At 61.0% G+C, this 19,304-nt stretch carries 16 protein-coding genes and 2 pseudogenes; 13 read left to right on the forward strand and 5 right to left on the reverse strand.

Annotated elements, in window-relative coordinates; genetic code table 11:
- Positions 1-70: 70 nt before the first annotated feature.
- Positions 71-889: a sugar phosphate isomerase/epimerase family protein gene (locus FKM52_RS11395; RefSeq protein ID WP_141176299.1), complete on the forward strand. Its 819-nt coding sequence runs from the start codon at positions 71-73 to the stop codon at positions 887-889.
- On the opposite strand, the gene FKM52_RS11400 is transcribed toward FKM52_RS11395, so the two are convergent.
- On the reverse strand, positions 884-1,498 hold the full coding sequence (locus FKM52_RS11400; RefSeq protein WP_141176300.1) for an alpha/beta hydrolase: 615 nt from the start codon (positions 1,496-1,498) through the stop codon (positions 884-886). The two genes, FKM52_RS11395 and FKM52_RS11400, sit on opposite strands and share 6 nt — an antisense overlap.
- A 225-nt stretch (positions 1,499-1,723) precedes the next feature.
- Between FKM52_RS11400 and FKM52_RS11405 the strand changes: the two genes are divergently transcribed.
- Complete coding sequence (locus FKM52_RS11405; RefSeq protein ID WP_141176484.1) at positions 1,724-3,556, forward strand: ABC transporter ATP-binding protein; 1,833 nt, start codon at positions 1,724-1,726, stop codon at positions 3,554-3,556.
- Here FKM52_RS11405 and FKM52_RS11410 read toward each other — a convergent pair.
- From FKM52_RS11410 to FKM52_RS11420, 3 genes are all read right to left on the reverse strand, one after another.
- Positions 3,553-4,680 (reverse strand): GNAT family N-acetyltransferase, encoded by a 1,128-nt coding sequence (locus FKM52_RS11410; RefSeq protein ID WP_141176301.1) that lies wholly within the window; start codon positions 4,678-4,680, stop codon positions 3,553-3,555. The two genes, FKM52_RS11405 and FKM52_RS11410, sit on opposite strands and share 4 nt — an antisense overlap.
- Positions 4,681-4,746: 66 nt before the next feature.
- Positions 4,747-5,511 carry a hypothetical protein gene (locus tag FKM52_RS11415; protein WP_141176302.1) on the reverse strand — a complete coding sequence of 255 codons (765 nt, stop codon included), beginning with the start codon at positions 5,509-5,511 and terminating at the stop codon, positions 4,747-4,749.
- 1 nt (position 5,512) lies between these two features.
- Entirely contained in the window at positions 5,513-5,710 is a 198-nt protein-coding gene (locus FKM52_RS11420; RefSeq protein WP_141176303.1) for a hypothetical protein, read from the reverse strand.
- A gap of 261 nt (positions 5,711-5,971) precedes the next feature.
- Between FKM52_RS11420 and FKM52_RS22225 the strand changes: the two are divergent.
- From FKM52_RS22225 to FKM52_RS11465, 10 genes and pseudogenes are all read left to right on the forward strand, one after another.
- Positions 5,972-6,421 (forward strand): annotated as a pseudogene (locus FKM52_RS22225) (STM2901 family protein).
- Positions 6,415-6,621 carry a hypothetical protein gene (locus tag FKM52_RS21985; RefSeq protein ID WP_246085524.1) on the forward strand — a complete coding sequence of 69 codons (207 nt, stop codon included), beginning with the start codon at positions 6,415-6,417 and terminating at the stop codon, positions 6,619-6,621. Before FKM52_RS22225 ends, FKM52_RS21985 begins: the two are co-directional and overlap by 7 nt.
- Positions 6,622-6,648: 27 nt before the next feature.
- Positions 6,649-6,741, forward strand: a pseudogene (locus FKM52_RS21990) (DUF1493 family protein); the annotation flags it as partial.
- A 159-nt stretch (positions 6,742-6,900) separates the two neighbouring features.
- Positions 6,901-6,990: a K(+)-transporting ATPase subunit F gene (kdpF, locus tag FKM52_RS11435; protein ID WP_141176304.1), complete on the forward strand. Its 90-nt coding sequence runs from the start codon at positions 6,901-6,903 to the stop codon at positions 6,988-6,990.
- Positions 6,990-8,669 (forward strand): potassium-transporting ATPase subunit KdpA, encoded by a 1,680-nt coding sequence (kdpA, locus tag FKM52_RS11440; RefSeq protein WP_141176305.1) that lies wholly within the window; start codon positions 6,990-6,992, stop codon positions 8,667-8,669. The genes kdpF and kdpA overlap by 1 nt, the downstream gene beginning before the upstream one ends.
- Before the next feature lie 15 nt (positions 8,670-8,684).
- Positions 8,685-10,733, forward strand: coding sequence for a potassium-transporting ATPase subunit KdpB (gene kdpB, locus FKM52_RS11445; RefSeq protein ID WP_141176306.1), 2,049 nt, complete (start codon positions 8,685-8,687; stop codon positions 10,731-10,733).
- Positions 10,734-10,743: 10 nt separating this feature from the next.
- Complete coding sequence (gene kdpC / locus FKM52_RS11450; RefSeq protein WP_141176307.1) at positions 10,744-11,322, forward strand: potassium-transporting ATPase subunit KdpC; 579 nt, start codon at positions 10,744-10,746, stop codon at positions 11,320-11,322.
- A 49-nt stretch (positions 11,323-11,371) separates the two neighbouring features.
- A complete protein-coding gene (gene kdpD / locus FKM52_RS11455; protein ID WP_141176308.1) occupies positions 11,372-14,044 on the forward strand; it encodes a two-component system sensor histidine kinase KdpD in 2,673 nt (890 codons plus the stop codon).
- Between the two features lie 55 nt (positions 14,045-14,099).
- Positions 14,100-14,603, forward strand: a complete 504-nt coding sequence (locus FKM52_RS11460) for a TIGR00645 family protein (protein ID WP_141176309.1) — start codon at positions 14,100-14,102, stop codon at positions 14,601-14,603.
- A 171-nt stretch (positions 14,604-14,774) separates the two neighbouring features.
- Positions 14,775-16,178 (forward strand): cation:proton antiporter, encoded by a 1,404-nt coding sequence (locus FKM52_RS11465; RefSeq protein WP_141176310.1) that lies wholly within the window; start codon positions 14,775-14,777, stop codon positions 16,176-16,178.
- A gap of 32 nt (positions 16,179-16,210) precedes the next feature.
- On the opposite strand, the gene adhP is transcribed toward FKM52_RS11465, so the two are convergent.
- The gene (gene adhP / locus FKM52_RS11470; protein ID WP_141176311.1) at positions 16,211-17,227 is read right to left on the reverse strand and encodes an alcohol dehydrogenase AdhP; all 1,017 of its coding nucleotides are present in this window, start codon (positions 17,225-17,227) and stop codon (positions 16,211-16,213) included.
- A gap of 246 nt (positions 17,228-17,473) precedes the next feature.
- Between adhP and FKM52_RS11475 the strand changes: the two genes are divergently transcribed.
- Positions 17,474-19,300: a glycoside hydrolase family 15 protein gene (locus FKM52_RS11475; protein ID WP_141176312.1), complete on the forward strand. Its 1,827-nt coding sequence runs from the start codon at positions 17,474-17,476 to the stop codon at positions 19,298-19,300.
- The last annotated feature ends 4 nt before the right edge of the window (positions 19,301-19,304 follow it).

Raw genomic sequence — 19,304 nt, forward strand, 5'->3', positions numbered from 1 at the left:
AACCTTCTACAGTTAAACAGGGCGGTATGCGATCTGGCATGCCGGGAGTCCCGTTCAACAAGGAGGATCGATGAGCGACAACCTTACATTCCTTAATTTAGTGCTGCTTTCCGGGGAAACCCCGGCGCAGCTACAGGCGGCAAAACAGGCCGGTTTCGATCGGGTGGAGATCTGGCAGCGCAACGTTGAGTCCGCTGCGGGCGGCGCGGCGGCGGTGCGCGAACAGGCGCGGCAGCTGGGGCTGGGCTTTATCAACTGTCAGGTGCTGAGCGATTTTGCCGGCGCTCCGCTGGCTATCCGCGACGAAAAACGCCGGCAGGCGCAGCAGTTTTTTCAGCTGGCGCAGGCGATTGGCTGCGATACGGTACAGGCGCCCGCCTGCACCCGCGCCGACTGCCAGGCCGATCTGATCGATGAAGATTTACGCTGGCTTTCGGCTGAGGCGGCGCGCCGCCAGCTGCGTATTATGTATGAGCCGATGGCCTGGAGCGCCGTCGACAACCGGCTGGAAGCGATCTGGCGCCGGCTGGAGCGGCTGGCGTTGCCCAATGTCGGGCTGGTGGTGGATCTGTTTCATATTACCGCGTGCGGCGATGACGCCAGCGTGCTGGACGCTATCCCGATGGAACAGATTTATGAGGTGCAGCTGTGCGATACGGTTGAAGCGGTTACGCCGGGAGACAGGCAACACCTGATCGAGACGGCGCGCCATCGCCGGCTGCTGCCCGGCGACGGTAATTTACCGGTGGCGGAGTTTGTTAGCGCGCTGAAACGTAAGGGCTATCACGGCCCGGTAGGGATTGAAGTATTTAACGACCGGCTGCAGCAACAGCCGCCGCAGCGTGCGGCGCAGCAGGCCTTCGCCGCGCTACGCCGCTGTTGGTCATAGCGCGTCGGTAAGGCCGAAGCAGCGGGCGATAAAGCTGACTGCCCGCTGCGCGCCCGTCCCGGAAATAGCGTGGCCGACGCCGTTTTCAAACAGCGTCTCTACCGGCAGACCCGTCGTCTTCAGCCGCAGCGCGGCGGATTCGCTCTCTTCCCAGGGAATCACCGCATCAACCCGGCCATGCGCCAGCAGCACCGGCGTCTGGCATCGCGGCGTCAGCGGATCGGGCGTCGCCAGCCGGCCGGAAAAAGCTACCACGCCCGCCAGCGGCCAGCGCCCGGATGCCAGCGCATCCAGCGCCATCATTGAACCCTGCGAAAAGCCCACCAGCAGTACATTCTCCGGCCGGGCGATCTGCTGCGCGCTCAGCAGAGCGTGCAGGGTAGCGTCGAAGGCGGAGCGGGCGGCGATCAACCTTGCGGCGCGGTTTTGCGGCGTAATGGCGTCAAGGCTGAACCACTGATAGCCGGGGCCGTGATCGAAGCGAAAAGGGGCGTCGGGCGCGGCAAAGGCGACGCCCGGCAAACGGGGCGCCCAGTGCGGGCCGAGCCCGGCTAAATCATTGCCGTTGCTGCCGACGCCGTGCAGAAATATCACCAGTTTTTTTGTCACCTTCGCCTCCGGGAAACGCGCTATGCAGGAAATAATTTACGCTCTGTAAGCGCGGCAAAATGCCGGGCGCTTACGTTGGTAAGTGGCTGGGAGCAGCGAGGAAAACCGCGCCAGGCGCAGCGCAGAAGGCGATCTCCTTGCGCTGCGCTTCAGGAAGCGGCGGGCAAGCCTCGCAGCAATATGCACTAAGCTCAGAGTCTTGTCGTTTAAAAAGTGAGCGTGACCATGCTGTTCCGCCGTTTCGAACGTTATATCAATATCTTTCAGGATGCGCCGGGCGACGCGCCGCCCGATAACGTCGGCGCGTTTTACCGCTATTTTCTGCGCCAGGTCTGGCGCAGCTTTGCGGCGCTGCTGACTGTCGGCCTGATTACCGCCTTGATTGAGGTGGCGCTTTATCGCTATCTCAGCCAGCTGATTGATATGGTCAACGCCTCCTCGCCCGCCACGTTTTTTCAGCAGCACTGGGGAGCGCTGCTGTGGATGGCGGCGGTGGCGCTGGTGCTGCGCCCGCTGTTTATCGGCCTGCACGATCTGCTGGTTCACCAGAGTATTGGACCGAGCCTCGGCAGCCTGATCCTCTGGCAGAACCACAGCTACGTACTGCGCCAGAGCCTGAAGTTTTTCCAGAACGATTTTTCCGGGCGTATCGCGCAGCGCATTATGCAAACCGGCAACGCGCTGCGTGATTCGGCGGTGCAGATTGTTGACGCCATCTGGCACGTGTCGATTTATGCCATCACTTCGCTGGTGCTGTTCGCCGGCGCGGACTGGCGGCTGATGCTGCCGCTGATTATCTGGATTATCGCCTATGCCGGCGCGCTGCGCTATTTTGTGCCGCGCATCAAGGCGCGTTCGGTCGTCTCCTCGGAAGCGCGCTCAAAGCTGATGGGCTGTATCGTTGACGGCTATAGCAATATCACCACGCTGAAGCTGTTCGCCCATACCGATCTGGAGCAGCGCTATGCGCAGCAGGCGATTGGCGAGCAGACCGAGAAAACCCAGCACGCCAGCCGGATGCTGACCAGTATGGACTTCGCGCTCTCCACCCTTAACGGCCTGCTGATCGGCGGCACCTGCGGGCTGGCGCTCTGGCTGTGGAGCGAATCGCTGATTACCGTCGGAGCGATCGCGCTGGTCACCGGCCTGGTGATCCGCATTGTGAATATGTCCGGCTGGATTATGTGGGTGGTAAACGGCATCTTCGACAATATCGGTACGGTGCAGGATGGGCTGAGCACCATCTCTCAGCCGCTGAGCGTGACCGATGCGCCGGAAGCCAGGCCGCTGCGCGTTCAGCAGGGCGCGATCCATTTCGATAATCTGCGTTTTGACTATGGCGGCGGGCGTCATGTAATTAACCGCCTTAACCTTACTATTCAGCCGGGAGAGAAAATCGGTCTGATCGGCCCTTCGGGCGCCGGGAAATCGACGCTGGTGAACCTGCTGCTGCGGCTGTATGACCTTAATGACGGACGCATCGCTATCGACGGCCAGGATATTACCCAGGTTACCCAAACCAGCCTGCGCGCGCAGATCGGCATGATTACTCAGGATACCTCGCTGCTGCATCGTTCGATTCGCGATAATTTACTTTACGGGCGGCCTGATGCCAGCGAAGGGCAGCTGTGGACGGCGATCCGCCGGGCGCGGGCGGATGAGTTTATTCCGCAGCTCTGCGATAATCAGGGGCGCAGCGGGCTGGATGCGCACCTCGGCGAGCGCGGCGTGCAGCTTTCCGGCGGTCAGCGCCAGCGTATCGCTATTGCCCGCGTGCTGCTGAAGGATGCGCCGATTCTGATTATGGACGAGGCGACTTCGGCGCTCGATTCCGAGGTGGAAGCGGCGATTCAGGAGAGCCTGGATACGCTGATGGCGGGAAAAACGGTGATCGCCATCGCTCACCGCCTCTCAACTATCGCCCGCCTGGATCGGCTGGTGGTGCTGCAGCACGGCAGGATTGTCGAAATGGGCAATCATCACCAGCTGCTGGCGCAGAACGGCCTTTATGCCCGGCTGTGGCGTCATCAAACCGGCAACTTCGTCGGCGATGATTAAGAGGCGTCGCGGCGGTAAGGCAGCGCCTGCCGCGCCTCTGCTGCCCAGGCGCGCACCGCTTCGCGCTCCTGCGGTAAAAAGTCGGCCACCGCCTGCTGCAATCCCTCATGGCGCAGCAGATGCCATGAGCGGGTCAACGCCGGCGCAAAGCCGCGCGTCAGCTTATGTTCGCCCTGTGCGCCTGCGTCGAAACGCCGCAGTCCGTGGGCGATGGCGTACTCAATGCCCTGCCAGAAGCAGGTTTCGAAGTGCAGCCGGTCAAACTCCGCCAGACAGCCCCAGTAGCGGCCATAGAAGGTGTTATCGTCGAGCAGGCTGAAGGCCATCGCCGCCGGCTGCGCGTCGCGCAGAGCGAACACTACGCGAATCGTCTGCGGCATCCGTTCAGCCAGCAGACTAAAAAAATCACGCGTCAGATAGGGCTGTTGGCCGCGCAGCGCATAGGTATTGGCGTAGCAGTCATAGACGAAATCCCACTGCGCTTCGCTCAGTTCGCCGCCGCTCTGCCAGCGAAAGGTGATGCCGCTGGCGGCGACCTGCTCGCGCTCTTTGCGGATCTGCTTGCGTTTGCGCGACATCAGCGTATCCAGAAAATCCTGAAAATCGCGGTAGCCGGGGTTATGCCAGTGATACTGGCAGCCGAGGCGCTCCAGCCAGCCGGGCTGTGCGGCCAGCAGCGCATCGCCGCGCGCGTCGGTAAAATTAATATGCGCGCCGGAGAAGCCGTGGCGGGCCAGCATCTCAGGCAGTTCCGCCAGCAGCGTTGTCAGGGCGGAGGTTGCTCCCAGCAGGCGCGGCCCGCTTACCGGGCTGAAGGGCACGGCGCCGAGCCACTTGGGATAGTAGCGGATACCGGCGCGCTGGCAGGCATCGGCCCAGCTGTGATCGAAAACATACTCTCCCCAGGAATGGCTTTTGCCGTAGCCGGACAGGGCGGCGCGCAGGCGTCCCTGTTCCGTCCAGACCAGATGCGCCGGCCGCCAGCCGCTGCGCGCGTTTACGCTGCCGCTCTCTTCCAGCGTGCTGAGAAAGGCGTGGCGTAAAAACGGGTTGTTATCCGGCAGCAGCGCATCCCACTCGGCGGGAGAGACGGCGGTAAGGGAAGCAAGGAAGGAGAGCGACATCAACAGACTCCGGCAAAGAGCGGGCGTCGGCCCGCCCGAAAGGACGTTTCACCTTAGCATAGTTGCCTATTGGCTATCTTCGCGCATATTCAGCGCCAGCGCGCTGGCGGGATCGAACAGCGACAGGCTTTCAATCTGATCCAGCAGAATGACCTTGCGGAACGCCAGCGCCGACTGCGGCTCTGAAGTCAGAGTGATGTCATGGCTGGCGTACCAGGCGCTGTAGTTATGCTCGACGATTAGATCGAGCGTTTTGCTGTCGCGGTAGCCGCTCAGCATCGGGATCAGCACCACGTTATTGGCATCGGCGCTGTCAAAGGAAGAGGTATGGATCATGCCGATATAGATGCGGTGCGAGGTCAGGGTAATCCACGCCAGCTCGCCCTGTTCCATGCACTGATAAAGCAGGTGTTCCACGCCGTTGGAGCGCGACAGCACATTATAAAGTTCGCGCCGCCCGCGCCCGTCAAGGCGCGCGCTGCCCGCCCAGTTGGAGCGATAGAGGCAAAACAGCACGGCGAAGGTGAGCATAATCACCACCGGCGCCTGGATGCCGAGAAAGCTCCAGTTCATAAACTCGATATGATAGTAGTGATATTCGCTGCCAAAATATTGCGGCAGCGCGTTCATGGTGGCGGAGGTGACCAGCAGCAGCAGCCAGATTATCGCGGTGGCGATAACGCCCTGAATAACGAAAATGCAGCCGTAGAGCGCCACCAGGAAGTAGACGTCCCAGCCGAAGGTGCGCTTAAATTTGAAGCGGGTAGAGAGATCGCGGCTGCTGTACCAGTAACCGCAGACCATCAGTACCATAAATATCGCCGTTCCCATGCTATGCCCTCTTTAACGCTGCAACGTGGCGGGCAAAATCGTTCTGCACCTCCTTGCTGTGAATATTGACCATCGCACTGCCGTTTTCGTCGATGATGATGCGATCGCCATCTTCAATCGAGTCCTGTACATCATCCTGGGACATTACCTGAAGCAGTTTTTCCGGGCTGGTAAATAATGAACGAATCAGCTTAAGCATCACTTTTCCTCCTTTAACATCAAGTGTAGGAAGGGATAGCGGCTTTGGTGTCTGAAACTGCAGCGAAGCGGTAAAAAACAAGTCAGCGGGATGATAAGTCGGTCAACGTTCTCTGAAAAAGGCGATCAGGCCCAGCGCTCAGACGTAATTGATGCAAAAAAATATAATGGGTACTGGCATCGCCAGGATGGATAATAGGTATATTTCCCTTCGGAAGAGCGATATTAATAAATTTAAAAATACCGGGAAATAATTAAGTATATAGACACGACTGAACAACTAAATGGAACCTGTTTTTATGGTGGATTGCACAATATCACGGCAGGAGAACTATTTTTCTGGCTTTTCATTGATGTTGTTAAGGAACATTTTAACGGTATACAGGATGTTGCTGCCGTTGCCTGTATATTGCCTGGGCAGCCGGTGATTGACACGAGGCGTAAACCGGGAAGAACGACACCGGGAACGTCGCTTGCCTCATTATATTCTCGCCGTTGGCTTGACGTTTAATTACCGTTCAGGCTGCCTGGATGGACTAATGCAAGCGCCAGCACCTTAAAGCCGATGATGGTTAATAATCCTGGTGCTTTCGTTGGGCGCACGGTGCCGGTTGTAGAATGGTTGCATCTCGCCAGTGATGTTTCCAGTATCGCTTATAAAGCGATGACCAGCTACAGCTACATTGTCAGAAAAGAGGATAAAATATGGTGACGGATAGCGATGTAGTAGAGTTTTTTCGCGATAATTTACCCGCTGTTGGTAGCTGGACATTAAAGGTTATTCCTTTTGAACTGGACGATATATTACAGGCGGTGATAGAACCGGATGATATGATTATGGCGATTGATAAGTTCGGGGAGTTCTTTAAAACAGATACTTCCAGATTGAAAATTCATCATTACTATCCATGAAAAAGATCCTGCTTTTTTAGAAAATGGTTAACTAAACAGCCGGTCAGGCAAGCGAAAAAAACACTTACTATCAGAATGTTTGTCGAGTCCGCCAGAGCAGGGAAATGGTGGTATGACTAAAGCGTAGCGCGCTGATAACGGAAGCTGCTGCCTTTAACGCAGAACGCCCGCGCCTTCAATTTTTATACTTTTTTTACGCTTCGCCGCCCTAATTTAACGCCAATTTTATACGCCAGTTTTTATCCTCTGCGCTAACTGTAATGCGCCCTGGAGGTGACTGTGAGTATCGGAATCGCGGCGGGCATCGTGCTGCTGTTTTTACTGCTGGGCTATCTGGTTTACGCCCTGATTAACGCGGAGGCCTTTTAATGGTCGCCTCTGCGTTTTTACTGCTGGCCAGCTATCTGGGGATCTTGTTGGCGCTGGCGCATCCGCTGGGACGGGCGTTGGCGGGTATCGTGCGCGACAGGCCGCTGCTGCCCCGGCTGGAAAATATGCTGTGGCGGCTGTGCGGCGCGCAGCAACAGAGCATGAGCTGGCGACACTACCTGCTGGCGCTGCTGCTGTTTAACGGCCTCGGCCTGCTGCTGCTGTTCGCGATGCTGATGACGCAGCAGGCGCTGCCGCTTAACCCATTACGGCTGCCGAATCTGAGCTGGCACCTTGCGCTGAACACCGCCGTCAGCTTTGTTACTAATACCAACTGGCAATCCTATGCCGGTGAGAGCACTCTCAGCCCGCTAAGCCAGATGGCAGGTCTGGCGGTGCAAAACTTTCTGTCGGCAGCAACCGGCATCGCCGTCGCCTTTGCCCTGATACGCGGCTTCGCCAATAAATCGCTGGCAACGCTCGGCAACGCCTGGCGCGATATAACGCGTATTACCCTCTACGTTCTGCTGCCCATCAGCCTGATAATCGCGCTGCTGCTGGTCAGCCAGGGCGTGGTGCAGACGCTGAGCGCCAGCATTGATGTGCAGACGCTGGAGGGGGCGAAGCAGACGCTGTCGCTGGGGCCGGTAGCCTCGCAGGAAGCGATTAAAATGCTGGGCACCAACGGCGGCGGTTTCTTCAACGCCAACTCGGCCCATCCGTTTGAGAATCCTACCGCGCTCAGCAACTTTATTGAAATGCTGGCGGTTTTTCTGATCCCAGCCGCGCTCTGCTTCACCTTCGGCGAAGCGGTCAGCGATCGTCGCCAGGGCCATGCGCTGCTCTGGGCGATGAGCATTCTGTTTATTGCGGCGGTAGCGGTGGTGATGTGGGCCGAGCTGCGCGGTAATCCGCACTTCCTGACGCTCGGCGCCGATAGCGCGATCAATATGGAAGGAAAAGAGACGCGCTTCGGCATCCTTAACTCCAGCCTGCTCGCGGTGATCACCACCGCAGCCTCCTGCGGGGCGGTAAACGCCATGCACGACTCCTTTACCGCGCTGGGCGGCATGATCCCGATGTGGCTGATGCAGCTGGGCGAAGTGGTGTTCGGCGGCGTCGGCGCGGGCCTGTACGGCATGCTGCTGTTCGTGGTGCTGGCGGTGTTTATCGCCGGGCTGATGATCGGACGGACGCCGGAATATCTCGGTAAAAAAATCGACGTAGGCGAAATGAAGCTGACGGCGCTGGCGATTCTGGTAACGCCGACGCTGGTGCTGCTCGGCAGCGCGCTGGCGATGATGACCGACGCGGGGCGCGCCGGGATGGCGAACCCTGGCGCTCACGGCTTCAGCGAAGTGCTGTACGCCGTCTCGTCGGCGGCCAACAACAACGGCAGCGCCTTTGCCGGGCTGAGCGCCAATACGCCGTTCTGGAACCTGCTGCTGGCGTTCTGCATGCTGGTTGGGCGCTTCGGCATCATCGTTCCGGTGCTGGCGATTGCCGGTTCGCTGGCGGTGAAAAAGGCGCAGCCGGTGAGTAGCGGCACGCTGCCTGGCCACGGCGCGCTGTTTGTTTGCCTGCTGATCGGCACCGTGCTGCTGGTTGGCGCGCTGACCTTTATTCCTGCGCTGGCGCTGGGGCCGGTGGCAGAACATCTCCAACTGATTTCGCGTTAACGGACGGGCAAGCTCATGAGTCGTCAACAACAGGCGCTGTTTGATGGAGCGCTGGTGCGTACCGCCATTATCGAGGCGTTTAAAAAGCTGGATGCGCGCGTGCAGTTCCGCAATCCGGTGATGTTCCTGGTTTATCTCGGCAGCGTGTTGACCACGCTGCTGGCGCTGGCGATGGCGGCCGGTCAGGCGGCGGGGGAGGCGAGTTTTACCGGCGCGATTGCGCTGTGGCTCTGGTTTACCGTGCTGTTCGCCAACTTTGCCGAAGCGCTGGCGGAAGGGCGCAGCAAGGCGCAGGCCAGCACTCTGAAGGGCGTGAAGAAAACCAGCTTCGCGAAAAAACTCAGCGCGCCGCGTTACGATGCCGGCTGGCGGCAGACGGCGGCAGAGACGCTGCGCAAAGGGGACTGGGTGCTGGTCGAGGCGGGCGATATTATTCCCTGCGACGGCGAAGTGATAGAGGGCGGCGCGTCGGTGGATGAGAGCGCCATTACCGGCGAATCCGCGCCGGTGATCCGTGAATCGGGCGGCGATTTCGCCTCGGTGACCGGCGGTACGCGCATTCTCTCCGACTGGCTGGTGATTCAGTGCGGCGTGAATCCGGGCGAAACCTTCCTTGACCGCATGATCGCGATGGTGGAAGGGGCGAAGCGGCGCAAAACGCCCAACGAGATCGCCCTGAGCATTCTGCTGATTGCGCTGACTATCGTCTTTCTGCTGGCGACCGCCACGCTCTGGCCTTTCTCCGCCTGGGGCGGCCACGCGGTAAGCGTTACCGTGCTGGTGGCGCTGCTGGTCTGCCTGATCCCGACCACCATTGGCGGTTTGCTCTCCGCGATTGGCGTGGCGGGCATGAGCCGCATGCTGGAAGCCAATGTGATCGCCACCAGCGGACGGGCGGTAGAGGCGGCGGGCGATGTGGACGTGCTGCTGCTGGATAAAACCGGCACCATTACCCTCGGCAACCGTCAGGCGACGCGCTTTATGCCCGCGCCGGGCGTCAGCGAGCAGCAGCTGGCCGATGCGGCGCAGCTTGCCTCGCTGGCGGATGAAACCCCGGAAGGACGCAGCATCGTGGTGCTGGCGAAGCAGAAATTCAATCTGCGCGAGCGCGATCTGCAAAGCATCGGCGCCACCTTCATCCCTTTTTCGGCGCAGACGCGCATGAGCGGGGTTAACGTGCAGCAGCGCAGTATCCGCAAGGGCGCGGTAGACGCGGTGCGTAAACATATCGCCGCCAACCACGGCGCTTTCCCCGCCGAGGTGGATGCGCTGGTGGAAGAGGTGGCGCGCGCTGGCGGTACGCCGCTGGTGGTGGCGGAAAACGAACGGGTGCTGGGCGTGGTGGCGCTGAAAGATATCGTGAAGGGCGGTATTCGCGAGCGCTTTGCCGAACTGCGCAAAATGGGCATCAAAACGGTAATGATCACCGGCGATAATCCGCTGACCGCCGCCGCGATTGCCGCCGAAGCGGGCGTCGACGATTTTCTCTCCGAGGCGACGCCGGAAGCCAAGCTGGCGCTGATCCGTCAGTATCAGGCGGAGGGACGGCTGGTGGCGATGACCGGCGACGGCACCAACGACGCTCCGGCGCTGGCGCAGGCCGACGTGGCGGTAGCGATGAACTCCGGCACCCAGGCGGCGAAAGAGGCGGGCAATATGGTCGATCTCGATTCCAATCCGACCAAGCTGCTGGAAGTGGTGCATATCGGCAAGCAGATGCTGATGACGCGCGGCTCGCTGACCACCTTCAGCATCGCTAACGACGTGGCGAAATATTTCGCCATCATCCCCGCCGCCTTTGCGGCGACTTATCCGCAGCTTAATTTGCTGAACGTGATGCAGCTGCATTCGCCCGGCTCGGCGATTTTATCGGCGGTGATCTTCAACGCGCTGATAATTGTGTTTCTTATTCCGCTGGCGCTGAAGGGCATCAGCTATCGCCCGCTTGCGGCGGCGGCCCTGCTGCGCCGTAACCTCTGTCTGTACGGTATTGGCGGCCTGCTGGCGCCTTTCGCCGGCATCAAGCTGATTGATATTGCGCTCACCCTGTTGGGCTGGGCCTGAGGAGAAGATGATGTACGCACTACGCCCCGCCCTGACGCTGTTGATTATTCTGACGCTGCTGACCGGCGGCCTCTATCCGCTGCTGACCACTCAGCTGGCGCAGCGGCTGTTTCCAACGCAGGCCAACGGCTCGCTGCTGCGGGTGAACGAGGCGACGCGCGGCTCGGCGCTGATCGGTCAGGCGTTCAGCCGCATGGATTATTTTTGGGGCCGCCCCTCCGCGACGGCGGAAACGCCCTATAACGGCGCCGCCTCATCGGGCAGCAACCTCGCCGCCAGCAACCCGGCGCTGGATCAGGCGGTGAGCGAACGCGTCGCGCGGCTGCGCGCCGCTAACCCGCAGGCCAGCCGCCAGGTGCCGGTCGATCTGGTTACCGCCTCCGGCAGCGGCCTCGATCCGCATATCTCTCCGGCGGCGGCGCAGTGGCAGGCGCCGCGGGTTGCGGCAGCGCGTCGGCTGCCGCTGGAAGCCGTGCAGCGGCTGATTGAAGAAAATAGCGATCGTCCGCTGCTGAAATTTCTTGGCGAGCCGGGGGTGAATGTGGTGAAACTGAATATGGCGCTGGATGCGCTGACGGCAGCGCGCTGACGGCCTGCCCCCGCCGGTTGGAAAAACCGCTTCACCTTCAGGAACCGCGATGAACGATGAGATAGCCCGCCCCGATCCTGACGCGCTGCTGCAGCACGACAGCCATCGCGGCAAGCTGAAAATCTACTTTGGCGCCTGTGCGGGCGTCGGGAAAACTTACGCCATGCTGCAGGAGGCGCGACGGCTGCGCGCGCAGGGGCTGGACGTGCTGGTTGGCGTGGTGGAAACCCACGGCCGCCAGGAGACGGCGAGCCTGCTGGAAGGGCTAAGCCTGCTGCCGCGGCGCGCCGGCAGGCGGGCGAGCTATGAGGAGTTCGATCTGGATGCGGCGCTGGCGCGGCGTCCGGCGGCGATCCTGATTGACGAGCTGGCGCACAGCAACGCGCCCGGCTCGCGCCATCCAAAGCGCTGGCAGGATATCGATGAGCTGCTGGAGGCGGGCATCGATGTGATGACCACCGTCAACGTGCAGCATCTGGAAAGCCTGAACGATGTGGTGGGCGGCATCACCGGCATCCGGGTGCGCGAGACGGTGCCCGATCCCTTTTTTGATCGCGCCGATGAGGTGGTGCTGGTGGATCTGCCGCCGGACGATCTGCGTCAGCGGCTGAAGGAGGGCAAGGTTTACGTGGGCGATCGCGCCGAGCGGGCGATTGAAAATTTCTTTCGCAAAGGCAACCTGTTTGCCCTGCGCGAGCTGGCGCTGCGGCGTACCGCCGATCGGGTGGACGATCAGATGCGCGCCTGGCGCGACGTGCAGGGCAGGGAGAAAGTCTGGCATACCCGCGATGCCATCCTGCTCTGCATCGGCGATAACACCGGCAGCGAAAAGCTGGTGCGTACCGCCGCCCGGCTGGCTTCGCGCCTCGGCAGCGTCTGGCATGCGGTATATGTAGAAACGCCCCGGCTCTACCGGCTGTCGGAGGCGCGGAGGCGCGCCGTGTTACGCACGCTGCGGCTGGCGCAGGAGCTGGGCGCGGAAACCGCCACCCTGGCGGAGGCGGATGAGGCGCAGGCGGTATTGCGCTACGCGCGCCAGCATAATCTGGGCAAAATCGTTATCGGCCGTCGTCCGACGCGGCGCTGGCGACGCGACAGCTTTGCCGCCCGTCTCGGCCAGCTGGGGCCGGATCTCGATCTGGTGGTGGTGGCGCTGGAGGAGGCGGCGCGGGAAACGCCCACGACGCTGCACGATACGCGCAGTTTCAGCGAAAAGTGGGCAACTCAGCTGCGCGGCATGGCGGCGGCGCTGCTGCTGTGCGCGCTGATTACCTTTGCCGGACAGTACTGGCTGCCCGGTTTCGATCCCGCCAACGGCGTGATGATTTATCTGCTCGGCGTGGTAGTTATCGCGCTGCGCTACGGGCGCTGGCCGTCGGTGGCGGCGACGGTAATGAATATCATCGCCTTCGATCTCTTTTTTATCGCGCCTACCGGCACGGTGGCGGTTTCCGATCTGCAATATCTGGTCACCTTCGGCGTTATGCTGGCGGTGGGGGTGATTGTCGGCAACCTGACGGCGGGCGTGCGCTATCAGGCGCGGGTAGCGCGCTATCGCGAGCAGCGGGCGCGCTACCTCTATGATATGGCCCGCTCGCTCAGCAGCGCGTTACGCTATGAGGATATCGCCGCCGCCAGCCAGCGCAGCCTTTTCGCCACCTTGCAGGCGCGCAGCGCGCTGCTGCTGCCCGATGAGCGCGGCGAACTGCGCGTAACCGGCGACAGCAGCCTGACGCTGCCGCCCGATGGCGCTATCGCCCGCTGGAGCTTCGGCAAAGGGCAGCCTGCCGGAGCCGGAACCGATACGCTGCCGGCAATGCCCTGGCAGATGCTGGCGCTGAAAACCCAGCAGCAGATCCGGGGCCTGCTGGTGGTGGAGCCGGAGAACCTGCGCCAGCTGATGATCCCGGAGCAGCAGCGGCTGCTGGAAACCTACTGCGTGCTGCTGGCGAACGCGCTGGAGCGTATCGCGCTGGCGCGCAGCGAGGCGGCATCGCGTCTGGCGGCGGAGCGCGAGCAGCTGCGCAATGCGCTGCTCTCGGCCCTGTCGCACGATCTGCGTACGCCGCTGACGGTGCTGTTCGGCCAGGCGGAGATGCTGATGCTCGATCTCGCCGGGGAAAATTCGGCGTTCGCGGCGCAGGCGGGGCAGATCCGCGAACAGACCCTCAGCACTATTCGGCTGGTAAGCAATATGCTGGATATGGCGCGCATCGAGTCTGGCGGACTGAACCTGCGCCAGGAGTGGCTGCTGCTGGAAGAGCTGATCGGCAGCGCGCTAACGCAGCTGGCGGCGATTTTGCCCGGTGAAAGCGTGCAGCTGGCGTTGCCCGATCGGCTGATCTGGCTGCACGGCGACAGCACGCTGCTGGAGCGCGTTTTTATCAACCTGCTGGAAAACAGCGTGAAATATGCCGGCGCGCAGACGCCGCGCGGCATCCGCGCCGCAGAGCATAACGGCAAGCTGCAAATTGAGGTATGGGATAGCGGGCCGGGCATTCCCGCCGGGCAGGAGGAGAAGATGTTCGATAAGTTTTCCCGCGGCGATAAGGAATCTACCGTGCCGGGCGTCGGGCTGGGGCTGGCGATCTGTAAGGCGATTATCGAAACCCACGGCGGCCAAATCGAGGCGCGTTCGCCTTCAGCGGGCGGCGTAAGCTTTATTATTACGCTGCCGCAGGCGGAGCCGCCCGCGCTGCCGGAAAGCGAGCAGATGTCATAAATTGTTAACGCATCGGTTATACTAACGCGCTTTATTGGTAAACAAACTGGATCTTATGGAACGTTTCACCGAAAACCTGATGTATGCGTCACGCTGGCTGCTGGCGCCGGTTTATATCGGGCTGTCGCTGGGATTGCTGGCGCTGGCCATTAAGTTTTTTCAGGAAATCCTGCATCTGTTGCCGCATATCCTGGAGATTGCCGAAAACGATCTGATCCTGATCCTGCTGTCGCTGGTGGATATGACGCTGGTCGGCGGCCTGCTGGTGATGGTGATGCTCTCCGGCTATGAGAATTTTGTCTCGCGGCTCGATATTGATGACCACAAAGAGAAGCTGAACTGGCTCGGCAAGATGGACTCCGGCTCGCTGAAAAACAAAGTAGCGGCCTCGATTGTAGCCATCTCCTCGATCCACCTGCTGCGGGTGTTTATGGATGCGCGCAGCATCGCCAACGATAAGCTGATGTGGTACGTCATTATTCACCTGACTTTCGTGCTGTCGGCGTTTGTTATGGGTTATCTGGACGCGATGTCGCGCCGGGATAAAAAAGTTAGCTAGCGGCGCAAAAGGCGCCGGTTATCTGCCGCCGCTCGCCTGAGGGCGGGCGCCGTGAACCACGCCCTGCGGCGTGGTTTTCTTTTCCCCGCTTGTAACTACTCATTTCTCCGCGCCAGCCAGGGATATATGCCAGGCTTAATTTATTCAGTTGGCGACTATCACGGGAGTAGTATGGATTTCCTTGGCTGGACCGCCGCCAGCGGCGGGCTATTGCTGGTTATGTCACTGGCGTCGAGCTGGATTCGTCGCGGCCCGGTGACCTCCTTTGGACTGTTTTTACTGATTGGCATCCTGTTCGGCCCCTGGGCGCTGGATCTGGTCAGGCTTAACGTACTGACCCACCCGGACATTACCGCACATATCACCGAAATCACTATGGCCGCCTCGCTGTTTATTACCGGGCTGAAGCTGCGTCTGCCGCTAAAGTTCAGCAACTGGCGTATCGGTACGCTGCTGGCCTTTCCCGCCATGCTGCTGACGGTGCTGGGAACGATGGCGGTAGTGCACTTTATTACCGGCTTTCCCTGGCCGCTGTCGCTGGCGTTTGCGGCGATCGTCGCGCCAACCGATCCGGTGCTGGCGAGCCTGATCTCGGTGAACCATGCGGGCGACGATGATGCGCTGCGCGTGGCGCTCTCCAGCGAGGCGGGGCTGAATGACGGCTCGGCGCTGCCGCTGTTAATGCTGGCGCTGCTGCTGGCGCAGGGAAACGAACCTGTCTCCGCCGGGATGTTCGGCCACTGGCTGATAAAAGATGTGCTGTGGGCATTCATCGTCGGCACGCTGATTGGCTACTTTCCGGGACGGCTGATCGGCATCCTGGCGACCCGACTGCGCAGCGCGCACAGCGATACGGCGCCGAACGATTTCCTGGCGCTGGCGCTGATCGCGCTCAGCTATGCGCTGGCGCAGTATGTGGAGGCCTCCGGCTTTCTCGCCGCCTTTGCCGCCGGTATTGGGCTGCGACGCGCCGAGGTTTACGTGGTGCGCAAACATCCGCCGCAACAGCTGCCGGAAGAGGCGCGCATGAAGCCCGCGGAGCTGCTGGTGAATCCCAATCAGCGGCATATGCAGGAAGATTACGGCCCGGCGCACTCGGTGGGGCTGGTGGTGGGCGACGCGCTGTCGTTTGGCGATACGGTAGAACGGCTGCTGGCGGCGCTGATGGTGGTGGCGCTTGGCGCTACCCTGGCGCTGCACTGGAATAGCACCGGCCTGCTGTTGGCGGCAATATTGTTTTTTGTGATTCGCCCGCTGGCGGTCTGGGTTGCGACTATTGGCACCGGCACGCCGGCGCGGCGGCGCTGGCTGCTTGGCTGGCTGGGCATTCGCGGCATCGGCAGTATTAACTATATCGCCTATGCCTGGATGCACGGCATGGACGGGCCGCAGGCTAACGCGATGGCAGATATGGCGCTGACGCTGGTCGCCGCCAGCGTGGTGATTCATGGCATGACCGTGACGCCGCTGCTGGCCCGACGCCAAAACCGACTGGCGGCGCGGCGTGAGGCGGAGCGACAGCGTAACGACGCGGCTACGCCGGCCGATGCCGGACGCGACGAGGAAAAGAGGTAGGAACAAGGGCGGCCCGTACGGGCCGCCCGCGCTTATGACTTCATGGCGAAATCGATCACCATGCGGCCACGGATTTTACCGTTTTCCATCTCGTGGAAAATATCGTTGATGTCGCCAATCGCGCGACGCGTAACGTGCGGCACCACCTTGCCTTCGGCGGCGAACTGGAACGCTTCCGCCAGATCTTCACGGGTGCCGACCAGCGAGCCGACCACTTCGATGCCGTCCAGCACCAGACGTGGAATATTCAGACTCATTGATTCCGGCGGCAGGCCGACCGCGACGATGCGGCCGCCGGCGCGCATGGCGTCAACCGCCGAATTAAAGGCCGCTTTTGCTACGGCGGTAACCACCGCGGCATGGACGCCGCCGACGCGCTCCTGAATGATTTTCGCCGCGTCCTCGTTGCGCGAGTTGATCACCATATCGGCGCCCATTTCGCTGGCGAAGGCGAGCTGATCGTCATTGATATCGATGGCGATCACCTTCGCGTTGAAAACGTTCTTCGCATACTGCAACGCCAGGTTGCCCAGCCCGCCGAGACCGTAGATGGCGATCCATTTACCGGGACGGATGCCGGAAACCTTAACCGCCTTGTAGGTGGTCACGCCCGCGCAGGTGACGCTGCTGGCCGCTGCCGGATCCAGGCCGTCCGGCACCTTAACCGCATAGTCGGCAACCACGATGCACTCCTCCGCCATGCCGCCGTCAACGCTGTAGCCGGCGTTTTTGACGTTACGGCAGAGCGTTTCGTTGCCGCTGTTGCAATATTCACAGTGGCCGCAGCCCTGATAAAACCAGGCGACGCTGGCGCGATCGCCTGGCTTGAGTGAGGTCACGCCGGGGCCGATCTCTTCGACAATTCCAATCCCCTCATGACCAAGAATAATCCCGGTGGTATCGCCAAAATCGCCGTTCTTTACGTGCAGGTCGGTATGGCATACGCCGCAACACTCCATTTTCAGGCGGGCTTCACCATACTCCAGCGCGCGCAGCGTTTTTTCCACAACCTCAACACGATGATCTTTGGTTACAACTGCTGCTTTCATGACATGTCTCTCCCTTGATGAGATAACAACGTATCCTGGGTTCAAACGAACAGGCGGAACGTGGCGCGCCGCTAGCGCGCCTCTCTGCATGCTACCTGGTTTGAGGTAGACGCAGCGCGTTGATTGTTCAGAGTGTGACAACGATCACCGGTGTACTACGCTTTAAATAACCCTGCCAGCGTAACGCGACGCAGCAACTTTGCCGCGCGCGCTGCGTCGCCGTTCAGCTAAAGGACCCCGTTAACTGTGAAAAATATGACCTACGAAGCGCCCGCGCGCGATCAAGGCTATGCCGGACTGGGCGACTACGCCGCCATTGGCGAAGGCCGTTCCGTGGCGCTGATCGCGCCTGATGGCGCTATCGACTGGTGGTGCGCGCCTAATCTCGATTCGCCGCCGCTGTTCGATCGCATTCTGGATGGTGACTACGGCGGCTATTTTCAGGTAGTGCCCGCTGCGCCGTGGCGCATGCAGCGCAGCTATCGTGAAAACAGCAACGTGCTGGAAACGCGCTATCAAACCGACGGCGGCGAGGTGCTGATAACGGAGTCGCTTAACAGTACGCTGGCGGGACGTCTGCCGTGGAACGAGCTGGCGCGTCGCGTTGAGGGAGTGCGCGGCGAGGTGGCGATGAAGGTAATTTTTCAGCCCGGCACGCGGGCGGAAACCTGCTCGCCCTGGCTGAACAGGGTTAACGGTCATCCGGTGTATCACGTCGGCGAGCTGATGGCGATGCTGCGCCTGAGCGATGATGTGCAGATCGAGACGTGCGATGATGTGCGTCTGACCGCCGCCTTTACCGCCACCTCCGGCTCGCGTAGCCTGGTAGCGCTGGTCACCACCGAGCGAGAGCCGCTGGCGATTCCGGCGCCGGAGAAGATCGATGAGCGTATCGAAACCAGCCATACCGCCTGGCGTGACTGGGCCGACGGGCTTTACTGGCACGGGCCTTACGATAGCCACGTCAGGCGCTCGGCGCTGGCGCTGAAGTTTCTCTGGTATTCGCCGACCGGCGCGCTGGCCGCGGCGGCTACTACCTCGCTGCCGGAAAAGTTGGGCAACGATAAAAATTACGATTACCGCTACGCCTGGATACGCGACGCCTGTCTGATAATTAAAGCCTTCGTCTATCTGGGTTCGCTGGAGGACTGTAAGGCGGCCTTCTCCTGGCTGTCGCATACTATCCGGCGCCACGACGGCGGCCTGCGCGCCTGCTATACGCTGGAAGGCGGCCAGGTGCCGGAAGAACGCAACCCGCCGCTGGCAGGCTATCGTAAAACGCAGCCGGTGCGGGTGGGCAACAACGCGCGCGATCAGATTCAGCTCAGCATGTATGGCGATATGCTGGCGACCGCGCGGCTGTTTATCGCTGCGGGTCACGTGCTGGATCTCTCCACCTCGCGCCTGCTCGGCAAGCTGGCGAATCACTGCGCCGACAGCTGGCGGCAGAAGGATTCCGGCATCTGGGAGCTGCCGGAGGAGCAGCACTACACCCATTCGAAAATGGCCTGCTGGCTGGCGCTCGATCAGGCGGTGGCGCTGGCGCGCGACAGCCATATCGAACCGACCTGGGTGCAGCGCTGGGAGCGCGAACGCGATCGCATTCGCGACTGGGTGGAAACCCACTGCTGGTCGGAACGTCGTCAGGCTTACACCTTTTACGCCGGGACGGAGCGGCTGGATGCGGCGGTGGCTCTGACGCACTATTACGGCAGCAAAGTAAATCCGCAGCGCATGCTGTCAACGCTGACGCAGATCCGCGAGGAGCTGGGAGAGGGCGGCGTGATGCTCTACCGCTATTCTGACGTAGAGAAAGAAGAAGCGACCTTTGTCGCCTGCGCCTTCTGGCTGGTAGAGGCGCTGGCGGAACTGGGCGAGCGCGACGAGGCGCGGCGCGCCATGGATGAAATTCTGCAGCAGCTCTGCCAGCACGGCAACGTTGAGATCTTTAACGAGATGTTTGATACCCGCACGCAGAGCTGGCTGGGCAATATGCCGCAGGGACTAAGCCACCTGTCGCTGGTCTGCGCGGCGAAGGCGCTGTCGGAGGATAATCCGGGCCATCAGGTGTAGCGCC

Origin of the sequence: Mixta tenebrionis (assembly GCF_006517625.1) — a bacterium.
In the GTDB taxonomy this organism is placed as follows: Bacteria; Pseudomonadota; Gammaproteobacteria; order Enterobacterales; family Enterobacteriaceae; genus Mixta; species Mixta tenebrionis.

What these genes read in the sequence shown, in the direction of transcription:
- FKM52_RS11410 (WP_141176301.1), bottom strand. Translation starts at nt 4,680, where the DNA reads ATGTCGCTCTCCTTCCTTGCTTCCCTTACCGCCGTCTCTCCCGCCGAG.
- FKM52_RS11460 (WP_141176309.1), top strand. Translation starts at nt 14,100, where the DNA reads ATGGAACGTTTCACCGAAAACCTGATGTATGCGTCACGCTGGCTGCTG.
- kdpD (WP_141176308.1), top strand. Translation starts at nt 11,372, where the DNA reads ATGAACGATGAGATAGCCCGCCCCGATCCTGACGCGCTGCTGCAGCAC.
- FKM52_RS11405 (WP_141176484.1), top strand. Translation starts at nt 1,724, where the DNA reads ATGCTGTTCCGCCGTTTCGAACGTTATATCAATATCTTTCAGGATGCG.
- FKM52_RS11415 (WP_141176302.1), bottom strand. Translation starts at nt 5,511, where the DNA reads ATGGGAACGGCGATATTTATGGTACTGATGGTCTGCGGTTACTGGTAC.
- kdpB (WP_141176306.1), top strand. Translation starts at nt 8,685, where the DNA reads ATGAGTCGTCAACAACAGGCGCTGTTTGATGGAGCGCTGGTGCGTACC.
- kdpA (WP_141176305.1), top strand. Translation starts at nt 6,990, where the DNA reads ATGGTCGCCTCTGCGTTTTTACTGCTGGCCAGCTATCTGGGGATCTTG.
- FKM52_RS21985 (WP_246085524.1), top strand. Translation starts at nt 6,415, where the DNA reads ATGGTGACGGATAGCGATGTAGTAGAGTTTTTTCGCGATAATTTACCC.
- FKM52_RS11465 (WP_141176310.1), top strand. Translation starts at nt 14,775, where the DNA reads ATGGATTTCCTTGGCTGGACCGCCGCCAGCGGCGGGCTATTGCTGGTT.
- FKM52_RS11420 (WP_141176303.1), bottom strand. Translation starts at nt 5,710, where the DNA reads ATGCTTAAGCTGATTCGTTCATTATTTACCAGCCCGGAAAAACTGCTT.
- adhP (WP_141176311.1), bottom strand. Translation starts at nt 17,227, where the DNA reads ATGAAAGCAGCAGTTGTAACCAAAGATCATCGTGTTGAGGTTGTGGAA.
- FKM52_RS11395 (WP_141176299.1), top strand. Translation starts at nt 71, where the DNA reads ATGAGCGACAACCTTACATTCCTTAATTTAGTGCTGCTTTCCGGGGAA.
- kdpC (WP_141176307.1), top strand. Translation starts at nt 10,744, where the DNA reads ATGTACGCACTACGCCCCGCCCTGACGCTGTTGATTATTCTGACGCTG.